The sequence below is a fragment of the Streptomyces sp. NPDC099050 genome, assembly GCF_044759865.1.
Classification (GTDB): Bacteria; Actinomycetota; Actinomycetes; order Streptomycetales; family Streptomycetaceae; genus Streptomyces.
Window position 1 is genome coordinate 143,398 of record NZ_JBIWAE010000010.1, and the last position, 21,083, is coordinate 164,480.

13 protein-coding genes and 2 pseudogenes are annotated in these 21,083 nt (G+C 72.8%); 8 read left to right on the top strand and 7 right to left on the bottom strand.

The window, feature by feature from the left end; translation table 11 throughout:
- The first annotated feature begins 278 nt into the window (after positions 1-278).
- Positions 279-536, top strand: a complete 258-nt coding sequence (locus ACIQV3_RS19025) for a hypothetical protein (protein ID WP_403713550.1) — start codon at positions 279-281, stop codon at positions 534-536.
- Between the two features lie 198 nt (positions 537-734).
- Here ACIQV3_RS19025 and ACIQV3_RS19030 read toward each other — a convergent pair whose 3' ends face one another.
- On the bottom strand, positions 735-866 hold the full coding sequence (locus ACIQV3_RS19030) for a hypothetical protein (protein ID WP_403713551.1): 132 nt from the start codon (positions 864-866) through the stop codon (positions 735-737).
- A gap of 1,067 nt (positions 867-1,933) precedes the next feature.
- On the opposite strand from ACIQV3_RS19030, the pseudogene ACIQV3_RS19035 reads away from it, so the two are divergent.
- Positions 1,934-2,624, top strand: a pseudogene (locus ACIQV3_RS19035) (sensor histidine kinase); the annotation flags it as partial.
- A 411-nt stretch (positions 2,625-3,035) separates the two neighbouring features.
- Here ACIQV3_RS19035 and ACIQV3_RS19040 read toward each other — a convergent pair.
- Positions 3,036-3,917, bottom strand: coding sequence for a TetR family transcriptional regulator (locus tag ACIQV3_RS19040; protein WP_403713552.1), 882 nt, complete (start codon positions 3,915-3,917; stop codon positions 3,036-3,038).
- Between the two features lie 372 nt (positions 3,918-4,289).
- On the opposite strand from ACIQV3_RS19040, the gene rsgA reads away from it, so the two are divergent.
- Entirely contained in the window at positions 4,290-5,396 is a 1,107-nt protein-coding gene (gene rsgA / locus ACIQV3_RS19045; protein WP_403713553.1) for a ribosome small subunit-dependent GTPase A, read from the top strand.
- Positions 5,397-5,558: 162 nt separating this feature from the next.
- On the opposite strand, the gene ACIQV3_RS19050 is transcribed toward rsgA, so the two are convergent.
- Positions 5,559-6,050 (bottom strand): DUF456 domain-containing protein, encoded by a 492-nt coding sequence (locus tag ACIQV3_RS19050; protein ID WP_403713554.1) that lies wholly within the window; start codon positions 6,048-6,050, stop codon positions 5,559-5,561.
- A gap of 24 nt (positions 6,051-6,074) precedes the next feature.
- On the bottom strand, positions 6,075-7,052 hold the full coding sequence (locus ACIQV3_RS19055; RefSeq protein WP_403713645.1) for a helix-turn-helix domain-containing protein: 978 nt from the start codon (positions 7,050-7,052) through the stop codon (positions 6,075-6,077).
- A gap of 201 nt (positions 7,053-7,253) precedes the next feature.
- Between ACIQV3_RS19055 and ACIQV3_RS19060 the strand changes: the two genes are divergently transcribed.
- The 4 genes and pseudogenes from ACIQV3_RS19060 to ACIQV3_RS19075 all read left to right on the top strand — a co-directional run bounded on the left by ACIQV3_RS19060 (position 7,254) and on the right by ACIQV3_RS19075 (position 16,384).
- Positions 7,254-11,057, top strand: coding sequence for a S8 family peptidase (locus ACIQV3_RS19060; protein ID WP_403713555.1), 3,804 nt, complete (start codon positions 7,254-7,256; stop codon positions 11,055-11,057).
- 2,018 nt (positions 11,058-13,075) lie between these two features.
- A pseudogene (locus ACIQV3_RS19065) lies at positions 13,076-13,927 on the top strand (protein phosphatase 2C domain-containing protein); the annotation flags it as partial.
- A gap of 103 nt (positions 13,928-14,030) precedes the next feature.
- Positions 14,031-15,773: a pyruvate dehydrogenase gene (locus ACIQV3_RS19070; RefSeq protein WP_403713556.1), complete on the top strand. Its 1,743-nt coding sequence runs from the start codon at positions 14,031-14,033 to the stop codon at positions 15,771-15,773.
- A gap of 146 nt (positions 15,774-15,919) precedes the next feature.
- Complete coding sequence (locus ACIQV3_RS19075; RefSeq protein WP_403713557.1) at positions 15,920-16,384, top strand: ATP-binding protein; 465 nt, start codon at positions 15,920-15,922, stop codon at positions 16,382-16,384.
- A gap of 62 nt (positions 16,385-16,446) precedes the next feature.
- Here the strand turns inward: ACIQV3_RS19075 and ACIQV3_RS19080 are convergent, their stop codons facing one another.
- On the bottom strand, positions 16,447-17,532 hold the full coding sequence (locus ACIQV3_RS19080; RefSeq protein ID WP_403713558.1) for a DUF2637 domain-containing protein: 1,086 nt from the start codon (positions 17,530-17,532) through the stop codon (positions 16,447-16,449).
- A gap of 386 nt (positions 17,533-17,918) precedes the next feature.
- Positions 17,919-18,809 (bottom strand): (2Fe-2S)-binding protein, encoded by an 891-nt coding sequence (locus ACIQV3_RS19085; RefSeq protein WP_403713646.1) that lies wholly within the window; start codon positions 18,807-18,809, stop codon positions 17,919-17,921.
- Between the two features lie 123 nt (positions 18,810-18,932).
- Here ACIQV3_RS19085 and ACIQV3_RS19090 point away from each other — a divergent pair, with 123 nt between their 5' ends.
- A complete protein-coding gene (locus tag ACIQV3_RS19090) occupies positions 18,933-19,607 on the top strand; it encodes a GntR family transcriptional regulator (RefSeq protein WP_403713559.1) in 675 nt (224 codons plus the stop codon).
- A gap of 701 nt (positions 19,608-20,308) precedes the next feature.
- On the opposite strand, the gene ACIQV3_RS19095 is transcribed toward ACIQV3_RS19090, so the two are convergent.
- Positions 20,309-21,079, bottom strand: a complete 771-nt coding sequence (locus tag ACIQV3_RS19095) for a hypothetical protein (RefSeq protein ID WP_403713560.1) — start codon at positions 21,077-21,079, stop codon at positions 20,309-20,311.
- Between the last annotated feature and the right edge of the window lie 4 nt (positions 21,080-21,083).

A 21,083-nucleotide genomic window follows, 5' to 3' on the forward strand; every position in this document is an offset into this window, starting at 1 on the left:
GTCGCCGTCAGTGCGCCGGCCCCGCACAAGGCCACCTGGCGGACCACCGTCGAGCTGCCCGAGTGGGCGATCACGGCCGACTCGGTCTCGGTCGCGGCCGTGGGAGCGCAGGACGGTACGGCCGTGGTCATGGTTGTCGGTGGTGACGAGGCCGTGTCGTACGGCATCGACACCGCGTCCCACGCACGCCCTGCGGTGGAGAAAGGATGGGCTGGAGGCTGTCCAGGTCAGCACCGGGACGGTGACCGGCCTGCTCCACGGCGAGCCCCGCACCCCCAGTGGTCGGGCTCGACCTCGCCACCGGCAGCGAGAAGTGGCGCGGGGCGAAGGTGTACGCCGCCTTCATGGACGGAGCCGGGCCCTCCACGCTCCGCATCGCGGGCAGGACGCCCGGCGGCACGAAGACCGACCAGTTGCTGGACGTGTCGACCGGGCGGCTCCGTGCCGACATGCCCCCGGGGCTCGGCACGGTGACCTGCACCTACGACCAGGCCGAGACGCCGGTGTGTCCGCACGCCTTCGCGGTCGTCGCGTGATGGACGGCGACCCATCTGGCCACCCGGCCGGCGGCTGAACCGTCCCGCTGGCTGCTGCCTGCCTGCTGTTCGGGGGCCGCGGAGGGGAGTCACCCGAACTGGGCTTACTCCCCTCCTCCGGCGTTCCTGCCCGGTAAGACCTGCCGGGGCTCACCTCGCCCTGCCAGTTCCGGCCCGCACTGTCCCGGGCTCGTGAGGTCAGTCCTGCTCCTCCTCACGAGCGGCTCGCCTGCGCTTGAGGGCCCGCCACGCCAGACCGGTTCCGACGACCGCCCCTGCGAGGTTCAAGGCTGCGGTTCCCAGTCCGATGAGCCCGTTGATCAGTTCCACCTATCGGTCCTTCCGTGTCGTACGCGACTGCGTTGCAAGAAAGCTCGCAGGAGGGGATTTGGTGCGGCAGAGGCAACAAGGGCAGATCCCTGATCTTCCCGACGGGTGGGAACAATGCCTGGAAGGATCCCCGCAGAGGGGAGTTGATGCGGGGGATGGAAGAACCACGGCCAGGCCGGCGGCAGAAGGAACTGAGTGACAGGCTGGCTCCCGAGATGGCCGCCTGGGTCAGGTGCCTGCGCGAGTTCTACTCGGCTCTGGGCATGACGTATGCCGAGCTCGTTCCCAGGCTCGGGGGAAAGGCATCGACACTCTCGCGGTACTTCAGCGGTGAGCGGCTGCCGGAGATCGGCTTCTTGGACAGGCTCTTCGACGCCGTGGAGAAGAAGACGAAGGTCGATGTCCAGGATGAGGTGAAGCAAACGGTCCGCGGTCTCTACTACGAGGCTTGCCGGGTCCGTGAGCCTCGACTGCACGAGGTGTACGTCCTGCAAGACGCGCTCGAAGCGGCGACGGCGCGAGCGGAGCAGGCCCAGGAAACGATCTGGGGCCTGAGCCGCGAACTTGAGCTGGAGCGTGACCTTCGGGACAAGGCCGAAGCGGCGCTGCGCCAGCTCGAAGCCAGGGTCGAAGTCCGGGACGCCGCCGACGTCAGGCGACAGCTCGAACGAACGATGGCCGAGCGAGCCCGCCACGACCACCTCGTCGCGGAATTGTCCGAGTCTCTGACTCAGGCTGTCAGCGCCCGGTACGTCATCGCCCAGGAGCAGGGAGAGCTCACTCAGGCTCTGCACCGAGCCGTGCACGCCCTGGACGAGGACAGCACACCTGAGGTGCAGCTGGTTTCCGTGCCGGACGAGCCGTCGGCTGCCTGGTGGCGCTGGGGCCGCCGGCGTCGTGAGATGAAAGAGCTCCACAAGGTCGCCAGGCAGATGCTCGCCGAACTGCCCGACCTCCTGGAAGAGGCCGCAGCCGGCGGGTCCCGGGGGCCCATGGTCCTTGAATCCCTGGCATTCTCCTCCGGCGGACGCGCGTCAGAGGTGGTCAGGGCGCTCGATGAGATTCAGCGCCAGGCCCTTCGCCTTGCCGCCGAGCAGGCCCTCCTGAGGGACAACGTCAATGCGATGTTCACCAATCTCTCGCGCCGCTCGCAGGGTCTCATCCAGCGCCAGCTCTCGCTCATCTCCGAGATGGAGTCGCGCGAGGCCGACCCGAACCAGCTCTCCTCGATCTACAAACTCGACCACCTCGCGACCCGCATGCGCCGCAACGGCGAAAACCTCCTCGTCCTCGCGGGCGAGGAGCCGGGCCGCCGGTGGACCCGCCCCGTCCCGCTCGCCGACGTGCTCCGTGCCGCCGTGTCCGAGGTGGAGCAGTTCGAACGGTGCGAACTGTCCTCGGTGCCGGGCGTCGCCGTCATGGGCCGTGCGGTGAACGACCTCGTGCACCTGCTCGCCGAGCTGCTGGAGAACGCCACCTATTTCTCCCCTCCGCTGACCAATGTCAAAGCCATCGGTCACGCGCTGCCCGACGGCCGCGTGCTCGTCGAGATCCACGACACCGGCATCGGCCTCTCTCCCGAGGACCTCGCCGCGATCAACGAGCGGCTCGCGTCGCCGCCGACCGTGGACACCTCCGTCTCCCGCCGGATGGGCTTGTTCGTGGTCAGCCGTCTGTCCCTGCGCCACGGCATCCGCATCCAGCTGCGCCCCTCCGACTCGGGCGGAACGACGGCCCTCGTCATGCTCCCGCTGGACCTCATAGAGGACTTCCCGGAATCGGACGGAGGCTCCTGAGGAGGCGCCTCCGGCTGTGGCCAGTGACCCCGGCCAACTCCGTTCGCGCCCGGCCCACGACGGGCCGAGACGTGCAGTCAGTTCCCGCGTGGCAGCGGCGACTCCACCCACCAACCGTTCGAGCCCGACACGCTTTCAGCGCGTCGGGCTCTGTGCCAATGGCGGTCACAACACGGCGGCCGGACCTTCGAGGGCGTCGCCGTCCGCGTCGCCCAGCGCATCCTCGCAATGGCCGCCGCGATCTGGCACAACCACAATGCCGGCCAGCCGCTCACACGCCCGCTCATCGCCTACGACCACTGATCACATCGGAATGACTCGTGCAGGGGCGCCCGGACCCGGTCGTCTTGAACGCATCGGACACCGGATCCGGTCAGGCGGTGCCAGTGGTGGTGCCGGCGTCGTCGTCCTGGGGCAGGTGCCGGTAGACCGTGGCGCGGGAGACGCCGAGGGTGGCGGCGATCGCGGTGGCCCCGCTGCCCGCGGCGTGCATCCGGCGGGCCGCCTCGATCATGGCCGGGCTCATGGCTGCGGGCCGCCCTCGCCGGCCTCCCGGTACGGGCCGTGCGCTCGGAGCCGGTTCGGCGGGCCCGTCCAGCAGGCGCCGTACGCCGTCCAGCACGGCCTCGCGCAGCGCGGGGACCGGGGCGTCGGCGAAGAGCACCACCGGGTCGGAGAGCATGGCGACGGCCTGGGCGGCCCGCACCCGCTCCGCGAAGCCGGGGTCCGCCCCCGCGACCAGGGAGTTCGCCCGGAGCATGGCGTCGTGCAGGCGGGCGAAGGCCGGCCCGGGGGTGGCCAGGGCCATGTCCTGCAGGTTCAGCCGGAGCAGGTGGCGGTGCTCCAGCCAGACGTCGAGGATCCCCTCGATGGCGGCCCACCGCACCCGCCCGGGCCCGGGACCGGAGCCGCCCGCCGCACCGGATCCACCGGATCCACCGGGATGCGCCGACGCGGCGGCGCGGGCCAGGGCGGTCGCCAGATCGCGGAGCATCGGCTCCACCAGGGCGCCGAGGATGTCGGCCTTGCCGGGGAAGTGGTAGAGCACCGCCGGCTTGGAGACGCCCACCCGTTCGGCGATCTCCCGCAGCGAGGTCTCGTGGAAGCCGTGGACTCCGAACAGCTCCATGGACACCTGCAGGATCCGCCGCCGGGTGTCGGGAGCCGTCTCGATATTCGGCGCATTCTGCGACGCGACAGCGGGAGTTCGTGTCTCGTAAAGCGTCTCAGAATCTGCGGTTCCGCGGTTCTCCATGAAGAACAGCTTAGTCCCTTACCCCACTTGACGGCAGGTTCTATGGTCGGCGCTGACCGACGGTAAGTCCTCCCGTCCCCCCCGTCCCCCCGCTCGGCGTCGCGGCCGAGGGTCGGCCGTGTCCCGTAAAAGAAGTGGCGCGGGTCTGAGCGTGCTTGTTACGGTGGGGCCGTTCCCGCCGATCGCCGCGGGACCGCTCGTCAGTACGTACGCAGACCCGGAGGTGAGTTCATTGATGACCGTCATGGCGCAGGGCGTTGCCCGCACTCAGAAGACCATCAATGTCACTTCCGTGGCCTCCGGCTGACCTCTCACCTCCTTCGCGCCCGCTAGCGGCGCGCACCGCCGGGGCCACCCTGTGAAGGGTTTCCCTTGTCTTTCTCTTCTTTCCCGCAGGCTTCTCTCTCGCACGCCCTGACCCCCTACGGCTGGGACGACGCGTGGGCCGCCGAGTTCGCCCCCCACGCCGACCAGGGACTCGTGCCCGGCCGGGTCGTACGGGTCGACCGCGGTCAGTGCGACGTCATGACGGCGGACGGCGTCGTCCGCGCCGACACCGCCTTCGTCACCCCGCACGACCCGCTCCGGGTCATCTGCACCGGCGACTGGGCGGTCGTGGAGGCGCACGGCACTCCGCGGTACGTGAAGACGTACTTGCCGCGCCGCACCGCCTTCGTGCGGTCCACCTCCTCCCAGCGGTCCGAGGGGCAGATCCTCGCCGCGAACGTCGACCACGCGATCATCGCGGTGTCCCTGGCGGTCGAACTGGACCTCGGCCGCATCGAGCGGTTCCTGGCGCTCGCCTGGGAATCGGGGGCCCAGCCGCTCGTGGTCCTGACCAAGGCGGACCTGGTCCCGGACCCGGTCACCCTCTCGCACCTCGTCGAGGACGTGGAGGCCGCGGCCCCCGGGGTCACGGTCCTCACGGTCTCCTCGATGACCGGGGAGGGCACCGACGTGCTCGCCGCGGTGGTCGGGAGCGGTACGAGCGTGCTCCTCGGAATCTCCGGCGCGGGCAAGTCCACGCTGGCCAACACCCTGCTCGGCGAAGAGGTGATGGAGGTCCAGGCCGCCCGCGACGTCGACGGCAAGGGCCGCCACACCACCACGACGCGCAACCTGCTCGCACTGCCCGGCGGCGGCGTGCTCATCGACACCCCCGGACTGCGGGGCGTCGGGCTCTTCGACGCGGAGGCGGGCGTCGGGCAGGTCTTCTCGGAGATCGAGGAGTACGCGCAACGGTGCCGCTTCCACGACTGCGCGCACGAGGCGGAGCCGGGGTGCGGGGTGCGGGCGGCCCTGGACTCCGGGGAACTGTCCGAGCGGCGGCTGGAGAGCTACCGCAAGCTGCTGCGGGAGAACCAGCGGATCGTCGCGAAGACGGACGCGCGGCTCCGGGCGGAGATCAGGCGCGACTGGAGGCTCCGCTCGGCGGAGGGCCGCGCGAACTACTCCGCGAAGCGCACGGGCCGCGCCTGACGGCCACCGCCCCGTTCCCGTAGTCACCCCGCCCGGGGGCTCATGGGGCCCCGGGCGGGGTCGTGTCCCGGCGGTCCGGTCCGACCGGCCGCCACCGCGTGCCGGCCAGGCCGTCCACCACCAGGGACAGCCGGGCCTGCGCCCCGAGCTCCGGTGCCCGGACTACGCCCACACGAGCGTGCCCACCCACGCCCCGACCACCAGCAGGCACGCGAACAGTTCCACCAGCACGCTCGTGCCCACCGCCCGCATCACCGCCCGTACCGACGCCCACGCCTCCCCGCGCGTGCCCAGGCGGCGCCGCTCGCAGAGGTAGATGCCGCCCACGAAGCCCGGGACCGTGCCGACGACCGGGAGCAGCGCGAAGCCCAGTACCGCCCCGGCGCCCGCGTACACCACCATCCGGCGGGTGACGCCGACGCCCCGGAGCCGTCGCGGGGGCAGCAGCCACTTCACCACCTGGACGATCAGCAGCAGTGCCGTCGCGCCCGCCAGCAGGCCCCAGGCCACCGACGACCGTTCGTGCAGCGCCCACCACAGGACCCCGGCCCAGACGAGGAGGGTGCCGGGGACGCCGGGGACCAGTACCCCGAGCACTCCGAGCACCAGCACCAGCCCCACCAGCAGCAACTGGGGCAGCTGAGGCAGATCCATCTGCTCAGCCTGCCTGACCTGGGGCTATCGGGCCACCCAGCCCCGTTCGTACGCGTGCCAGCCGAGCTGGAGCCGGGTCGTGACCCCCGCCAGTTCCATCAGGCCCTTGACCCGCCGCTGCACCGTCCGCAGGCCCAGCTCCAGGTGCTTCGCCACGCTCGCGTCCGTCATCCCCGCCAGCAGCAGGGTGAGGATCTCCAGGTCCGTGGCGTCCGGTCCGCCATCGGATTCCTCCGGCGCCCCCGTGGAGCCCAGCCGCAGCGGGAGCGACTCCCGCCAGACCGCCTCGAAGAGGCCCATCAGGGACTCCAGCAGCCCCGACGCGTGCACGACCAGCGCCGCCGGCTCCGCGCCGCGCGCCGTCAGCGGGACCATCGCGAGCGTCCGGTCCGCGATGACGAGTTTGGTCGGCACCGCGGCCGACACCCGGATGTGCTCGCCGCGCGCCAGCGCCGTGGAGGCCTCGCGGATCCCGGTCGGCAGCGTCAGCACCTCCCGTTCGATGACCACCCGGTAGGCAACGCCCCGCACGGCCGCCCGCTCCTCCGCCTCGTTGTCCGTTCCGGTCACCACCTGCGGCCGGCCGCTGACCAGCGCGCACACCTCCTCCACCGCGCCGAGCTGGAGCTGGTGGAAGCGGTGGGCCACCGCGCTCGCGCCCGTCACCACCTCCACCAGGTCGTGCACGGCCGGCTCGGCGGCCTCCGCCCGGTACTCCTCCGCCAGCAGGGCCGCCGCCAGCTCCGCCTGCTCCAGCTCGTGCCGCTGCTGGGTGAGCAGCGCGCCCAGGGCCACCCCGGGCGGGGCCGCCACCCACCGGCCGGGCCGGGCGGAGGACTGGGCGGCGAGCCCGTGGCGCTCCAGGTGGCGCAGGGTCCGTTCGGTCTGCTGCACCGGCAGGGTCAGCCGGTGCGCGAGGTCCGGTATCTCCGCCGCCCCCAGCGCGACGAGCGCGCGGTAAGCGGACTCCTGTCCTTCGTCGAGACCTATCGCACCCAGCAACTCGTCCACCCAACCCTCTCGGAACCGTTCCTGGCGGGAAGCGGCCACGGCGCAAACCCGCCGTCGACATCATCGCCGCACCACCCGCCCCTCTGCCAAGGTGGCGCCACCGCAGCACCAACATCCGCTGGCCAGAAGCCATTTACGCGGCGATTTCGCCGTGCAATGCAGTAGTTGGCCGGAATTCATCTGGGGAGAGCGATGCGCCCGATATCGCGTACGGCACTGGGAGCGGCCATCGCGGCCGTCCTGGCCGTCACGGCCGTGGGCCCGTCCACGGCGCAGCCGAGCGACGGAGCGTCCGGAGCAGGGTCCGGCACGGCGAAGAAGGCCCTCACGGGGAGCCAGGAAGCGGCGAAGCAGCCCACCGGCCCCGTCACGGTGACCCTGGTCACCGGTGACCGGATCCTGGTGTCCACCGACGCGCAGGGCCGTACGGCCGCCACCGCCATGCCCCGCGCGGACGGCTCGCAGCCGATCGTGCAGACCCGCCGGGCGGGCAAGGACCTCTACGTCTACCCCGAGAGCGCGGTCAAGGCCCTCGCCGCGGGCAAGGTCGACGAGGAACTCTTCAACGTCACCGGCCTGATCCGGCAGGGCTACGACGACACGCACGCCAAGAAGCTCCCGCTGATCGCCGTGTACGAGCGCTCCGCGAGCCTCGTGCGCAGCGCGCCGCCCGTTCCGCGCGGCGCCGAGCAGTCGCTGGTCCTCGGCTCCATCGGCGGCGTCGCACTCGCCGCCGACAAGGAGAAGGCCGCCGACTTCTGGGCCGACGTCACCGGCGCGAACGTCAACCCGCGCGCCCGGTCGGCCGCCACCGCCCCGCTGAAGAAGCTGTGGCTGGACGGCAAGGTCCAGGCGAACCTGGAGCGTTCCACCCAGCAGGTGGGCGCCACCGCCGCGTGGGCCGCCGGATTCGACGGCAAGGGCACCAAGGTCGCCGTCCTCGACACCGGTACCGACCTCGAACACCCCGACCTCAAGGGCCGCGTCGCCGAAGCCGAGAACTTCACCGACTCGGACACCGCCGAGGACCGCCAGGGCCACGGCACCCACACCATCTCCACCGTGGGCGGCTCCGGCGCCGCGAGCGAGGGAGCGAAGAAGGGCGTCGCCCCCGGCGCCCAGCTGCTCAGCGGCAAGGTCCTCAACGACTCCGGCTACGGCCTGGACTCCTGGATCATCGCGGGCATGGAGTGGGCCGTCGACAGCAAGGCCGACGTGATCTCCATGAGCCTGGGCGACCCCTCCCAGCTCTCCTGCGACGACCCGCTGGCCGCGGCCACCGAGGCGCTGGCGCAGAGCAGCGACAGCCTCTTCGTCATCGCCGCGGGCAACGCCGGCCCCGGCAACAACACCGTCTCCTCGCCCGGTTGCGCGCCCAGCGTGCTGACCGTCGGCGCCGTGGACCGCGACGACAAGACGGCCTCCTTCTCCAGCCGCGGCCCGGCCGGCCTGAACCACACCCTCAAGCCCGAGATCGCCGCCCCCGGCGTCCAGATCTCCGCCGCGGCCGCGGGCGGCCGCGGGGTGTACGCCTACCAGGCCATGTCCGGCACCTCGATGGCCACCCCGCACGTCGCGGGCGCCGCCGCCATCGTCAAGCAGCGCCACCCCGACTGGACGGCCCAGCAGATCAAGGCCGCGCTCGTCGGCTCCGCCAACACCGCGGTCCCGGGCGACGTACGGGAGACCGGCGCCGGCCGGCTCGACGTCAAGGCCGCCATCGGCACCACCGTCACCAGCGCCCCCGCGGTGCAGGGCGGCACGTACAACTGGCCGCAGGACCGCAGCGACCGCACCGGCGTGGAGATCCCGTACACCAACACGGGGAAGAAGCCCGTCACGCTGAACCTCTCCGTGGAGAAGGTCACCGGCAACGACGGCTCCGCCGTCCGCAGCCAGGTCGCCCGCCTGGACAAGCGCACCGTGACCGTCCCGGCCGGCGCCACCGTCAAGGTGCCGCTCGCCCTGGACCCCGCCGCGAAGCTGGAGCGCTCCCAGTACGGGGACGTCACCGGCCGCGTCATCGCCACGGCGAACGGCGTGCACGTCTCCACCCCCTTCTCCCTCTACGTGGAGCCCGAGACGGTCACGGTGCGCGTCAAGCTCATCGACCGCGCGGGCAAGCCGGCCGCCGGCCCGTCCTCCCTGGACCTGATCGGCACCGACGACGCCACCGGTGAGCGCCGCTTCAACGAGGGCGCCGTCGACCAGGTGTTCCGGGTCCGCCCGGGCTCGTACTTCCTCTCGGCTTTCGTCGGCACCCCCGACGCCGGCGTGAACGCGGAGATGTACGACTCGATCACCTACCTCGGCCGTCCGCAGACGGAGATCAAGAAGGACACGGTGATCGTGCTGGACGCCCGCAAGGCGGCCAAGCTGAGCATCGCCACCGACAAGCCCACCGAGGCGCGCGCCACCACCCTCGCCTTCTCCCGCTCCTGGGGCGAGGAGGGCTGGGTGCACGCCGGCACCGCCATGGGCGGCCGCACGGTCCGCGGCTACTACGCCTCGGTCGACGGAACGGCCAAGGAGGGCGACTTCGAGTTCGGCAGCTACTGGCGGGCAGCCGCTCCGCTGCTCTCCGAGCTGAAGGTGAAGGGCGGCCAGGTGCTGCACCCGATCACCGCTTCGACCGGCAGCGAGAACCTCGACGGCACCGGCAGCGCCCCGCTCGTCAACGCGGGCTCGGGCACGCCCGAGGAGTTCGCGGCCGTCGCCGCCAAGGGCGCGATCGCCCTGGTCAAGGTGACTGACGAGAGCACGGCCTATCAGATCGCGCAGGACGCGAAGGCCGCCGGCGCCAAGGCCGTCGTGGCCTACCGCGAGGCACCCGGCCGGTGGCAGGCCTTCGCCGGCTACGCGGGCGGCGCACTCCCGCTGCTGGCCGTCGAGTCCGGCGAGGGCCAGGCCCTGCTGGACAAGATCGTCAAGGGCGGGGTCACGCTGACCTGGAAGGGCACCGCGAAGAGCCCGTACGTCTACAACCTCGCCCAGATCGAGAAGGGCCAGGTCCACGGCGACCGCACCTACCGGGTGCGCGACCGCGAGCTCGGCACCGTCGAATCGGCCTACCAGTCGATGGGCGTCGCGTCCGACTTCATCGACGTGGCCGGGGCCTACCGCCCGCTCGGCGGCGCCGTGTACTTCGGTTCCATCGACACCGTCGCGGTACCGGGCAAGCGCACCGAGTACTACTCCGCCGGGGACACCGCCTGGGACCACCTGGTCTCCAGCAGCTTCCCGTGGGGCGAGTTCATGACCGACCAGCACCGCACGTACAAGGCGGGCTCCAAGCGCGCCGAGAACTGGTACGACGGGGTCATCGGCCCGGTGGCGCCGCGCGACACCGCGGGCAAGGAGCAGCTGGCCGCCGAGCGCCAGGGCAACCTGATCGGCTTCGCCTCCGCGATGTGGGGCGACACCGGGCACTACGCCCAGCAGGGCGGCTTCGGCGACCTCGGCAACGTCTCGCTCAAGGTCGACGGCGAATCGCTCGGCGACACCGGCTACCCGTTCGGGGCCTTCGAGGTCCCGGACCGCGAGGCCACGTACGAACTGACCCAGTACCTGGAGAAGTTCGGCCAGCCGGCCCGTACTTGGCAGCGCTCCTCCGGGATCCAGACCACCTGGACCTTCCGCTCGAAGCTGGACGCGGCGCAGTACTCGCAGGCGCTGCCGGTCATCTTCCCGCGGATCTCCGCCCCGCTGGACGGCCTGAAGACGCTGGCCGCGGCCAACGGCCAGAAGATCGGCCTCTCGGTCAGCGGGCACGCGGGCTACGCGCCCGGCACGCTCAAGTCGGCCGAGCTGTCGTACTCGTACGACGAGGGCGGCAGCTGGACCGAGGCGAAGGTCGCCGAGCGCGGCGGGCAGTGGACCGCGACCGTGGACCACGCCGGGGCCGCGGGCAAGCAGGTCATGCTCAAGGTCGAGCTGACCGACACGAACGGCGCCACCGTCACCCAGATGGTCGCGCGGGCGTACGACATTCGGTAGGTCGTACGACATAGAGCTGGGGGGTCCATCGGACGGCGGTCCGATGGGCCCCCCTTTTTCCTGCGTTCGCCGGATTTCGGTCGCGCCGGAGCCCGACAATGAGGGCCATGAGTCAGCGGGACGCGGGCGCGGATGACTGGTGGCAGAAGCTCTACGAGGACCCCGACGGGGGACCCGAACCCGACCCCCGGGACACCCTGGAACACCGCTTCCGCTCGGCGGCGGTCCTGGTGGCCCCGACCCCGGTACCCGGCCCCCGGCCGGCCCCGGTTCCCCTGACGGAACCCGCCGAGCCGGCCCCGGCGGTGCCCGCGGCGGTGCCCGGGCCGGTTGCGGAGGCGGCCTCGCCTGCCCCCTTGTGTGCTCCCGATCCGGGTCCCGGTCCCGATCCCGTGGCCGAGCCGTCCGTGGCCGTCGGCGGGACGCCGCCTGGGGCTGGAGCGGAGCCGCCCGCGGCCGCGCCCTGGCCGGAGGCGGGGCCGTCTGTGGCCGTTGGCGGGGCGGGGCCTGAGGTGGAAGCGGAGGCGCGCGCGGCTGCGCCCTGGCCGGAGGCGGGGCCGTACGCGGCCGTTGGCGGGGCGGGGCCTGAGGTCGAAGCGGAGGCGGCCTCGCCTGCCCCCGGGCCGATTGCGGAGGCGGCCCTGCCTGTACCCCTGCATGCTCCCGGCCCCGTGGCCGAGCCGCCGGCGGCCGTTGGCGTGGCGGGTCCTGAGGTTCAAGCGGAGCCGCCCGTGGCCGCATCCCAGCCGGAGGCGGGGCCGCCGGGACGGCCGTTTCCCCGGGCCGAGGACGCGTACGGCGGCTTGGTGCTGCCGCCGCCGCGGGATCCGCGGGAAGGCGGCCAGACCTGGTACGCGCTCGGGAGCGTCACGGTCCCGCCCGCGCTGCCCACCGACGAGTCGGGGGAACCGTCCGACTGGAGCTGGGGCCTGCGGGACGACGACCCCCCAGCAGCCGCGCCCCCGGCGGGCGCCGGATACGACCCCGGCGCCCCGCACGCAGGAGCCGGGCACCCGGGGCCTGCCGCCCCCGCACCGAGTGCGGCTCCGGGCACGAGTGCGGATGCCGGCCGGGGCCCGTGGGCAGGGCCGGGTACCGGCTCGCCCCCGGACCCGGGCTCCGCCTCCACTCCCGATCCGGGCTCTGCCCCGGCTTGGGGGGCCGGCGCCGGGCTCAATACCGACTCCGGTCCGGATCGGGGTTCCGGTCAGGGCCCCGGCTCGGGCACCGACTCCGACACCGGCCTCGGCTCCGATCCCGGGTCTGGGTCCGGTACGGGGCTCGGCCTCGGCTCGGGCTCCGAGAACCGCCCTGGCGCGGGACTGGGGGCAGGCTCCGACCCCGGCTCCGGGTCCGACCCCGGGCTTGACTCCGATCCCGGTCCCGGCTTTGGGTCCGGCGCGGGCCTCGGCTCCGGCTCCGGCCCCGGGCTCGATGCCGGCTTCGGCTCTGGCATCGCCTCCGGTACCGGCTCTGGCTCAGGTCCGAGGTCCGGAGCTGGCAACGGTTCGGATCCACGGTCCGTCTCCGGTTCCGAAACCGGGTTCGCGCTCGGGTCGCATCCCGGCTCCGGGGCGGGCTGGGGTTCCGCTCCCGCGCCCGGCGACGGTGCCGATGCAGGCCGCGCGGCGGGCCCCGGGACCGGGGGATGGCCCGGTCCGCATCGTGGGGCAGGCCAGGAGGCCTGGTCCGGACCCGGCCGGGAGGACGGCTCGGAACCCGGCCAAGGGGCCGGCTCGGGGCTCGGTCCAGGGGACCGCTCGGGACCGGGCCTGGAGGGCCGTCCGGGACCGGGCTGGGAGGGCCGTCCGGGACCGGAACGGGAGGGCGGCTCGGAACTCGGCCAAGGGGGCGGCTCGGGGTCCTGGCATGAGGGCGGCTCGGGGGTCGGTCAAAGGGGGCGCTCCGGAGCGGGGCAGGAGGACCGGCCTGGGGGCGGGCAGGGGGCTCAGGAGGCCGGGCGGGGAGACGGGCACGGGCAGGGGAGCGGGCACGGGAGTGGGGTCTTCGGGGGGTCGCGTCCCGTTGTGGCGCATTTGGGGGACCGGGCGCCCACCTACGCCGCCGAGCCCATCGCGCTGCCCGCCGCCGACCCGGCCGGGCTGGCCGCGCTGACGCCCGACACCGTGCTGGAGGGGGCCCAGTACGGCGGCTACACGCTGCGTGCCGCCTCCGTACGCGGGGACTCCGCCCGGTTCCGGGGCGAAGCGCGGCGGGACTTCCTGCTCACCGCCCGCTTCGGCACCGGACCCGACGCGCTGGTCCTGGTCGTGCTCGCCGGAGGCGACCGCGCCGCGCCCGGGGCCGCCGAGGCCGCCGCCGAGGTGTGCCGTTCCGTCGCCGGAGCGGTCGGGCGGAGCCAGGAGCGGCTGTCGCAGGACATCCGCGACGGCCGCCGCGAAGCCCTGCGCTCGGGGCTCCAGCGGCTCACCGACCGCGGCTACGGGCAGCTGCGCGCCCGCGCCGCCGAGCTGGGGCTCCCGGAGGACGGCTACACGGCCGGGCTGCGCGGACTGCTGCTGCCGGTCGACCCCGGCTGCCGCACCCGGATCTGCTTCGGCGCGGGCGTGGGCGGGCTGTTCCGGCTCCGGGACGGACAGTGGCGGGACCTGGAGGAGCCGGGATCGGCGTCCGGTGCCCCGGCCGCGTTCCGCTTCCGGGCCTCCGTGGCCCGCCCCGGCGACACCCTGCTGCTGTGCTCCGGCGGCCTCGCCGACCCGATGCGCGAGGAGCAGCCGCTCTCCGCGGAGCTCTCCGCCCGCTGGGCCGACGCACCCCCGCCGGGCCTGGCCGCCTTTCTCGCCGACACCCAGCTCCGCCTCAAGGGCTACGCCGACGACCGGACGGCCGCCGCGGTCTGGGAGGCGTAACCCGGCGGATCATGCGTGGATGGGAGGCGCACGCGGCAGAGCAGAGCCGAGCAGCCGAGCCGGGAAGCAGAGCCGAACCGGAAAAGGGAAGGGCGCCCCCTCCATGGCCAAGCAGAACGTGGCGGAGCAGTTCATCGACATCCTCGTGCGCGCCGGCGTGCGCCGGATGTACGGAGTGGTCGGGGACAGCCTCAACCCCGTCGTCGACGCGATCCGCCGCACCGGCGGCATCGACTGGATCCAGGTGCGCCACGAGGAGACCGCCGCTTTCGCGGCCGGCGCCGAGGCCCAGATCTCCGGGTCCCTCGCCGCCTGCGCGGGCTCCTGCGGCCCCGGCAACCTCCACCTGATCAACGGGCTCTACGACGCCCACCGCTCCATGGCGCCGGTTCTCGCGCTGGCCTCCCACATCCCCTCCTCCGAGATCGGCCTCGGCTACTTCCAGGAGACCCACCCCGACCGGCTGTTCACCGAGTGCAGTCACTACAGCGAGCTGATCTCCAACGCCCGGCAGATGCCCCGGGTCCTGCAGAGCGCCATCCAGCACGCCATCGGGCGCGGCGGCGTCGGCGTGGTGTCGCTGCCCGGGGACATCGCCTCCCTGCCCGCCCCGGAGCAGAGCGTCGAGCAGGCACTCGTGACCGCGCGGCCGACCGTACGGCCCGGCGACGGCGAGATCGACAAGCTGGTCCGGCTCATCGACGAGGCCGACCGGGTCACCCTGTTCTGCGGCAGCGGCACCGCCGGCGCGCACGCCGAGGTGATGGAGTTCGCCGGCCGGGTCAAGGCGCCCATCGGCCACGCCCTGCGCGGCAAGGAGTGGATCCAGTACGACAACCCCTACGACGTCGGCATGAGCGGGCTGCTCGGCTACGGCGCGGCCTACGAGGCCACCCACGAGTGCGATCTGCTGATCCTGCTCGGCACGGACTTCCCGTACAACGCCTTCCTCCCCGACGACGTCAAGATCGTCCAGGTGGACATCCGGCCCGAACACCTCGGCCGCCGCACCAAGCTGGACCTCGCGGTCTGGGGCGACGTACGGGAGACGCTGCGCGCGCTGAACACCCGGGTGAAGGCCAAGACGGACCGCCGGTTCCTCGACCGGATGCTGAAGAAGCACGCGGACGCGCTGGAGGGGGTGGTGAAGGCGTACACGCGCAAGGTCGAGAAGCGCACGCCCATCCACCCCGAGTGCGTGGCCGCGGTGCTCGACGAACTCGCCGACGATGACGCCGTGTTCACCGTGGATACAGGCATGTGCAACGTATGGGCGGCGCGCTATCTTTCCCCGAACGGAAGGCGCCGCATCATCGGATCCTTCAGCCACGGCTCCATGGCCAACGCCCTTCCGCAGGCCATCGGCGCACAGTTCACCGATCGCGGACGTCAAGTGGTGTCGATGTCGGGCGACGGCGGTTTCTCCATGCTGATGGGAGATTTTCTCACCCTGGTGCAGTACGACCTCCCCGTCAAAGTGGTCCTCTTCAACAACTCATCCCTCGGCATGGTCGAGTTGGAGATGCTGGTTTCCGGCCTTCCTTCGTACGGAACGACGAATAAAAACCCCGACTTCGCCGCGATCGCCCGCGCGGCGGGCGCGTACGGGGTCCGGGTGGAGAGGCCCAAGCAGCTCACAGCGGCTTTGAAGGATGCTTTCAAGCACAAGGGACCAGCTCTGGTGGACGTGGTCACGGACCCCAACGCCCTGTCGATTCCGCCGAAGATCAGTGCCGAGATGGTGACCGGATTCGCACTTTCGGCCAGCAAGATCGTGCTGGACGGAGGGGTGGGCCGGATGATCCAGATGGCTCGATCCAACCTCCGCAACGTGCCCCGCCCTTGAGCCCGGATGCGTGCGGATTTCCCCGGGGGGCATGCATCCCGTAGGCCTGTTCGACCGACGGGCCGTCGGGGCAGCGGGCAAACGGGAGGTACATCGCCGTGCGGGTGGGGGCGAAGACCGGGAAGCTGTGGCGGAGGGGGCGGCCGGTGCCGCGCGAACCGTCGGCCGAGGACGGTACGGCGGTGGACGCCTCGGGTATCACCCGCAGCGTGCGGCGGGCCGACTTGAAAGCAGTGGCAGAAGTCCGCAGGGACTTACGGGAGTTGATGCGCCACCGGTGCCGGACGGAGGCCGCCGAGGTGGCCGAGCTGCTGATCACCGAGCTCGTCACCAACGCCCTCGTCCACACCGATCAGGGCGCCGAGGTCTCGGCGACCCTCGCCGACGACCGGCTGAGGGTGGAGGTCCGCGACTACGCCGCCCGCCGGCCCCGGCCGCACGTACCGTCCGCCGACGACGGTACGCACGGCAGGGGGCTGGTGCTGCTGCAGTCGCTCGCCGACGCCTGGGGCGTGGACGCGCTCGGAATGTCACGGGGCGGCGGCAAGGTGGTGTGGTTCGAGCTCGTGTGGTTCGAACTCGACGGAGCGAATGAGGTGGGGTCCGCCTGAGTGACCGGGCGGACCCCGCGACGCGCTTCCCGGACGGGCCGGGGCCCGCCGCATCGGCGGCGTCAGCCGAACTGCTGCTCCAGGTCCTTCAGTTTGCGCTCCAGGGAGTCGAGCCGGGGGAGCGTCTGGGTGTCGTCCTCGGCGGTGAGGTCCACCGTCCGGGGGCCGGTGGCCGGGTTGGCCGCTTCAGCCGTGTGAGGGGGTTCGGTTCCGTTCACGGCCTGCAGGGAGGGCCGGCGCCGTAGGGGCAACTGCCCGGTTTCCGCTATGGCCGGCTCCGCGCCGACCGGCGCGGAGCCGGCTCCGGGTGCCAGCCCCGGCACCTCGACCTGACGGGCCCGGGCCATGCGCCCGAACGCCCGGTTCTGCCGGCCGAGCGCCTTGATGTGCGCGCGTTCCAGGCGGTGTTGCTCCCGACGGCGGTGCCGGTCGTTCTCCTTCTCCTTCTTGTCCTCGCGCACCTCGTCCACGGCCTCGTCCAGCGTGCGGACCCCCTCCAGCAGCATCAGCGACCACGCGCCGAAGGTCTCCCGGGGGGCACGCAGCCAGCGGACCATCCGGATCTGCGGCAACGGCCTCGGAATCAGGCCCTGTTCGCGCAGTGCGGCCCGGCGGGTCTGCTTCAGGGCGCGGTCGAAGAGCACGGCCGCCGAGAGCGACATGCCGGAGAAGAACTGCGGAGCCCCGTCGTGGCCGAGACCGCGCGGGGCGTGCACCCAGTTGAACCAGGCGGCCGCTCCCGCGAACAGCCAGACCAGCATGCGCGAACCGAGGGCCGCGTCGCCGTGGCTGGCCTCCCGGACGGCGAGCACCGAACAGAACATGGCGGCGCCGTCGAGACCGAAGGGGACCAGGTACTCCCAGCCTCCGGTGAGGTTGAGGTTCTGCCGGCCGAAGCCGACCAGCCCGTGGAAGGAGAGCGCCGCGGCGACCGCCGCGCAGCAGAAGAGCAGGACGTAGGAGGCGGTCCCGTAGACGGCTTCCTTGCGCCGCCGCCGTTCCTCGCTGCGCTCCCAGCTGTCCTCGGCCACCCCGGCCTTCTCGCCTTCGCGCTTGCCCCGGGCCAGTACCGCCACTGCCGCAAGTACGCCCAGGATCAGCAGGCTGCCGGGCAGCAGCCAGTCCAGCGATATGTCGGTCAGTCTCATGCGGTTGTCCCTTGCCTCGCGTATGCGGCTGTTCGGCTTGTGGCCGGTTGCGGCTTTCCGGGCGCCATAGTGGCGCAGCCGGTGAGCCGTACACGCGGGTTTCGGGGCAAGTGGACGCCAACGGGGGGCGCAGCCCGCCGGATAGGGTGTTGCGAATCGAACTCCAGCTCGTACGTGGCAGGTTGAGTTCGATTTCCGTCAGTCGGACGGGTGGGTTGAGGCGGCGGAGGCGGCGGCGCGCAAACTCGGTGGCGGCCGTACGCCCGGGCGGGTGACACTGGCCGACCGTCGGCGCCCCGCGTGGGGCCGGTCCGCACCGCCCTGGAGGAGATCTGTGACGAGAGAGCCGTAGAGCCGTAGCGCCGTAGAGCCCTGCGGCGTCCCGCTCAGGCGTCGGCCGTCAGGCGTGCCACGCGGTCCTCGTCACAGGTGCGGGGGCAGGTGACGCAGGTGTCGTCCGGGCGGATCGTGTAGAAGAAACAGCAGCTCGCCCGGTCACGGGTGGGCAGCTGCCGGCCGTCCGGGGCCTCGAGGGTGCGGAAGCCCGCGCCCCCGGTGTAGGGGGCGGTCGAGCCCGGGAAGAGCGCGTCGAGCTCGCGCATCGCCCGCTGCTCCTCGGCTTCGCCGAGCAGGTTGGCCGCGTACCAGAGGCTCTCGACCACGTCGTCGGTCACCATGCCCCACAGGGCGCGCCGGCCGCGCCGCGTCCGCGGGCCGAAGCCCTCCATGACCGGTTCGAGGTGCAGGGCCACCGCAGCCCGCACCTCCGCGCGCAGCGCGTCCTCGTCGGGCACGACCCGGGCCCCGGGGAGCGCGGCCGCCGGGTCGTCCGGCAGGCAGGCGAAGGAGCGGACGCGGACGGCCATCCGGCCGTGCGCCCGGTCGAAGGACACGTCCTCCGGGGGGAGGAGGGGCACGCGCCGGTCCAGGAACCACGGGATCGTGATCAGGAGACAGGCCATCCACGCGTACCGGTGCAGCCCGAACCCCGCCACCACGTCGGGCCGACCCGGGCGCCCGTAGTCGCGGAGTATCTGCGCCTCGTCCCACGCGAGGAAGGTCTCCAGTGCCTCGCTGCCCGCCGCGAGCTCGTCCGCACCGACCCACCCCACACCGCGAGGGGAGGGTTCGTGCGGGGCGAGCTCGGTGACGCGCAGTCCGCCGTAGACCTCGGTCAGCCGTGCGTACGCGTCCGCCACCGGAGAGCCGGCGGGGGCCGGGGCGGGGGCGGGGGTGCGTACGGGGTGTCCGTGGCCCTGGGTGGGCGCGACGGTCATGACGGTCATGGCGAACCACCGAATCACGCGATCGTTAACAGGTAAGCCTTACCTTACCTGATCTTCGTGGGGTGTGGGAGGCGGGATACTCTTCGGGGCAGGTCTAAACCCGTGGAGGACCGAGTGCGCGATACGGCCCGAGCCCGGGTACCGGAACAGCAGGACCGCGAGCAAGACCGCAAAGTCGTACGGCACTCCGTGCGCGGGCAGGTCCTCGACGCCCTGCGCGCGGCGCTGCTCGCGGGCGAGCTGGCGCCGGGGGAGATCTACTCGGGGCCGGCTCTGGGGGAGCGGTTCGGGGTCTCCGCGACGCCCGTGCGCGAGGCGATGCAGCAGCTGGCGCTGGAGGGGGTCGTGGAATGCCTCCCGAACCGGGGCTTCCGGGTGCTGACCCGGACCCCGGGGGAGCTGGCGGAACTGGCCGAGGTCAGGGCGCTGCTCGAAGTCCCGGTGATGCTGCGGCTGGCCCGTACGGTGCCGGCGGGGGCCTGGGCCGCGGTGGTGCCCGCGGCGGAGTCTGCGGAGTCGGCGGCGGCGGCCGGTGATGCTGCGCGGTACGCCGACGCGGACCGGGCGTTCCACCGTGCGGTGCTGGCGCTGGCCGGCAACGCGCAGCTCCTCCTGGTGGCGGAGGATCTCCACCGCCGCTCCCAGTGGCCCCTGCCGGGGCCGCGGCGGGTCCGGCGGGCGGAGCTCGTGGCGGATGCGGCGGAGCACTTGGCGGTGCTGGTGGCGCTGTCCGCGGGTGACCTTTCCGGGGCGGAGTCCCTGATCCGGGCCCACTTCAGGTCCCCCTGACCGAGTCCGCCTGCGCGGCGGTGTCGCCGGGGACCAGTCCCCGGACCCCTGCGCCTCAAACGCCGGCGGGGCTGGGGGTGGCCTGGGTGCGTGGGGGCTGCGTGTGGGGGTCGGTGCCGGGGGCGGGGTGGGGTGTCGGCCTGGACTGCATGATTTAGGCGCCCTGTCCTCTGCTTCGACAGGGCGCGGGTTGTTCTCGCGCCACAAATCACGCTTTACGTCCCGGCCAACACCCCACCCCGCCCCCGTCCCCGACCCCAGCACGCAGCCCCCACCGACCCCGGCCGGGGGAACATCCAGCCTCGGCCGAAGACCTTCGATCCCGGCCGGGGAGACCCGATCCGGGCCGGGGACACGCGATCCCGGCCCGGGGGGCCTTCAGTCGGCCGGGGCTGGTCTTTCCCGGCCGCCCGCCCCATTCCAGCCGTCCGGCGTTTGAGGACCGGGGTCTGGGGCGGAGCCCCAGGGGGGTCCGGGCGCAGCCCGGTACCCCTGCTCTTCAGCCGGTCCGGCGTTTGAGGACCGGGGTCCGGGCAGCGCCCGGGGAACGGTGGAAGGGCGGGTAGGGGAACTCAGCCCCGCAGGGCCCACCCGCCCACCGGGCCCGCGCCGGGGCGGCGGTGGCGAGCACCCCGCCCGGCCACCGACGGACGGAGTCCGGCGCAGCGGCGCGAAGCCCGCGCAGCGGTGCGAGCGACGCGTTAAGAAGGCGTAGGCGTAGGCGTCGGGTGGAGTTGGTCTGCCAGCCAGGTGGGGATGCCGCCCAGGAGGTGGAAGAGGCGGCGGGCCTCCGCTCGGAGGCGGGTGGCTTCCGGTTCCGGTTCGGCTTCGGCCAGGGCCGCCAGGGCGGGGGCCGTGCCGATGAGGAAGCCGAGGTCCTCCCGGATGCGGAGGGATTCCGCGAAGCCCTTGCGGGCTTCGGCGACCTCGCCGTCCCGCAGGGCCAGCGCCGCCAGGTGCCGCCAGGTGAAGGAGAGGAGGAGGGTGTCGCCGTGGGCGAGGGCGCCCGCGTGGGCCCGCCGGTAGGCCGGCAGGGCGGAGGAAGGCGCGTCCGCGAGGTGCTCCGCGACCAGGCCTCGGCGGAAGTCCAGCAGGGGGCGGGTGCGCGAACCCGGGGACAGCAGTGCCGCCGCCCGCCCGAGGGCCGAGCGGGCCTCGTCGGCCCGGTCGCGTACGCCCAGTACGGTCGCCGCGTACGCCAGGTGACCCCGCTCGCAGGCGGCCGCGCCCCGGTCGTCGTCGTCCTGGGAGACCGCTTCGGCCACCCGCAGGGCGTCCTCGGCCTCGGCCCAGCCCTGGCCCGTGAACAGGCAGCGTTCGACCAGCAGCCCGGTCCGCTGGACGGCGGCTCCGGCATCGTGCAGGTGCGGCGTCAGCAGGGCCGCCGCGTCGGTCCAACAGCCGCGCGAGCGCAGCCGCCATATCGCCCGCTGGAGGGGGTCGTCTCCCCCGATAGTTCCGGCACTGGACATGGCG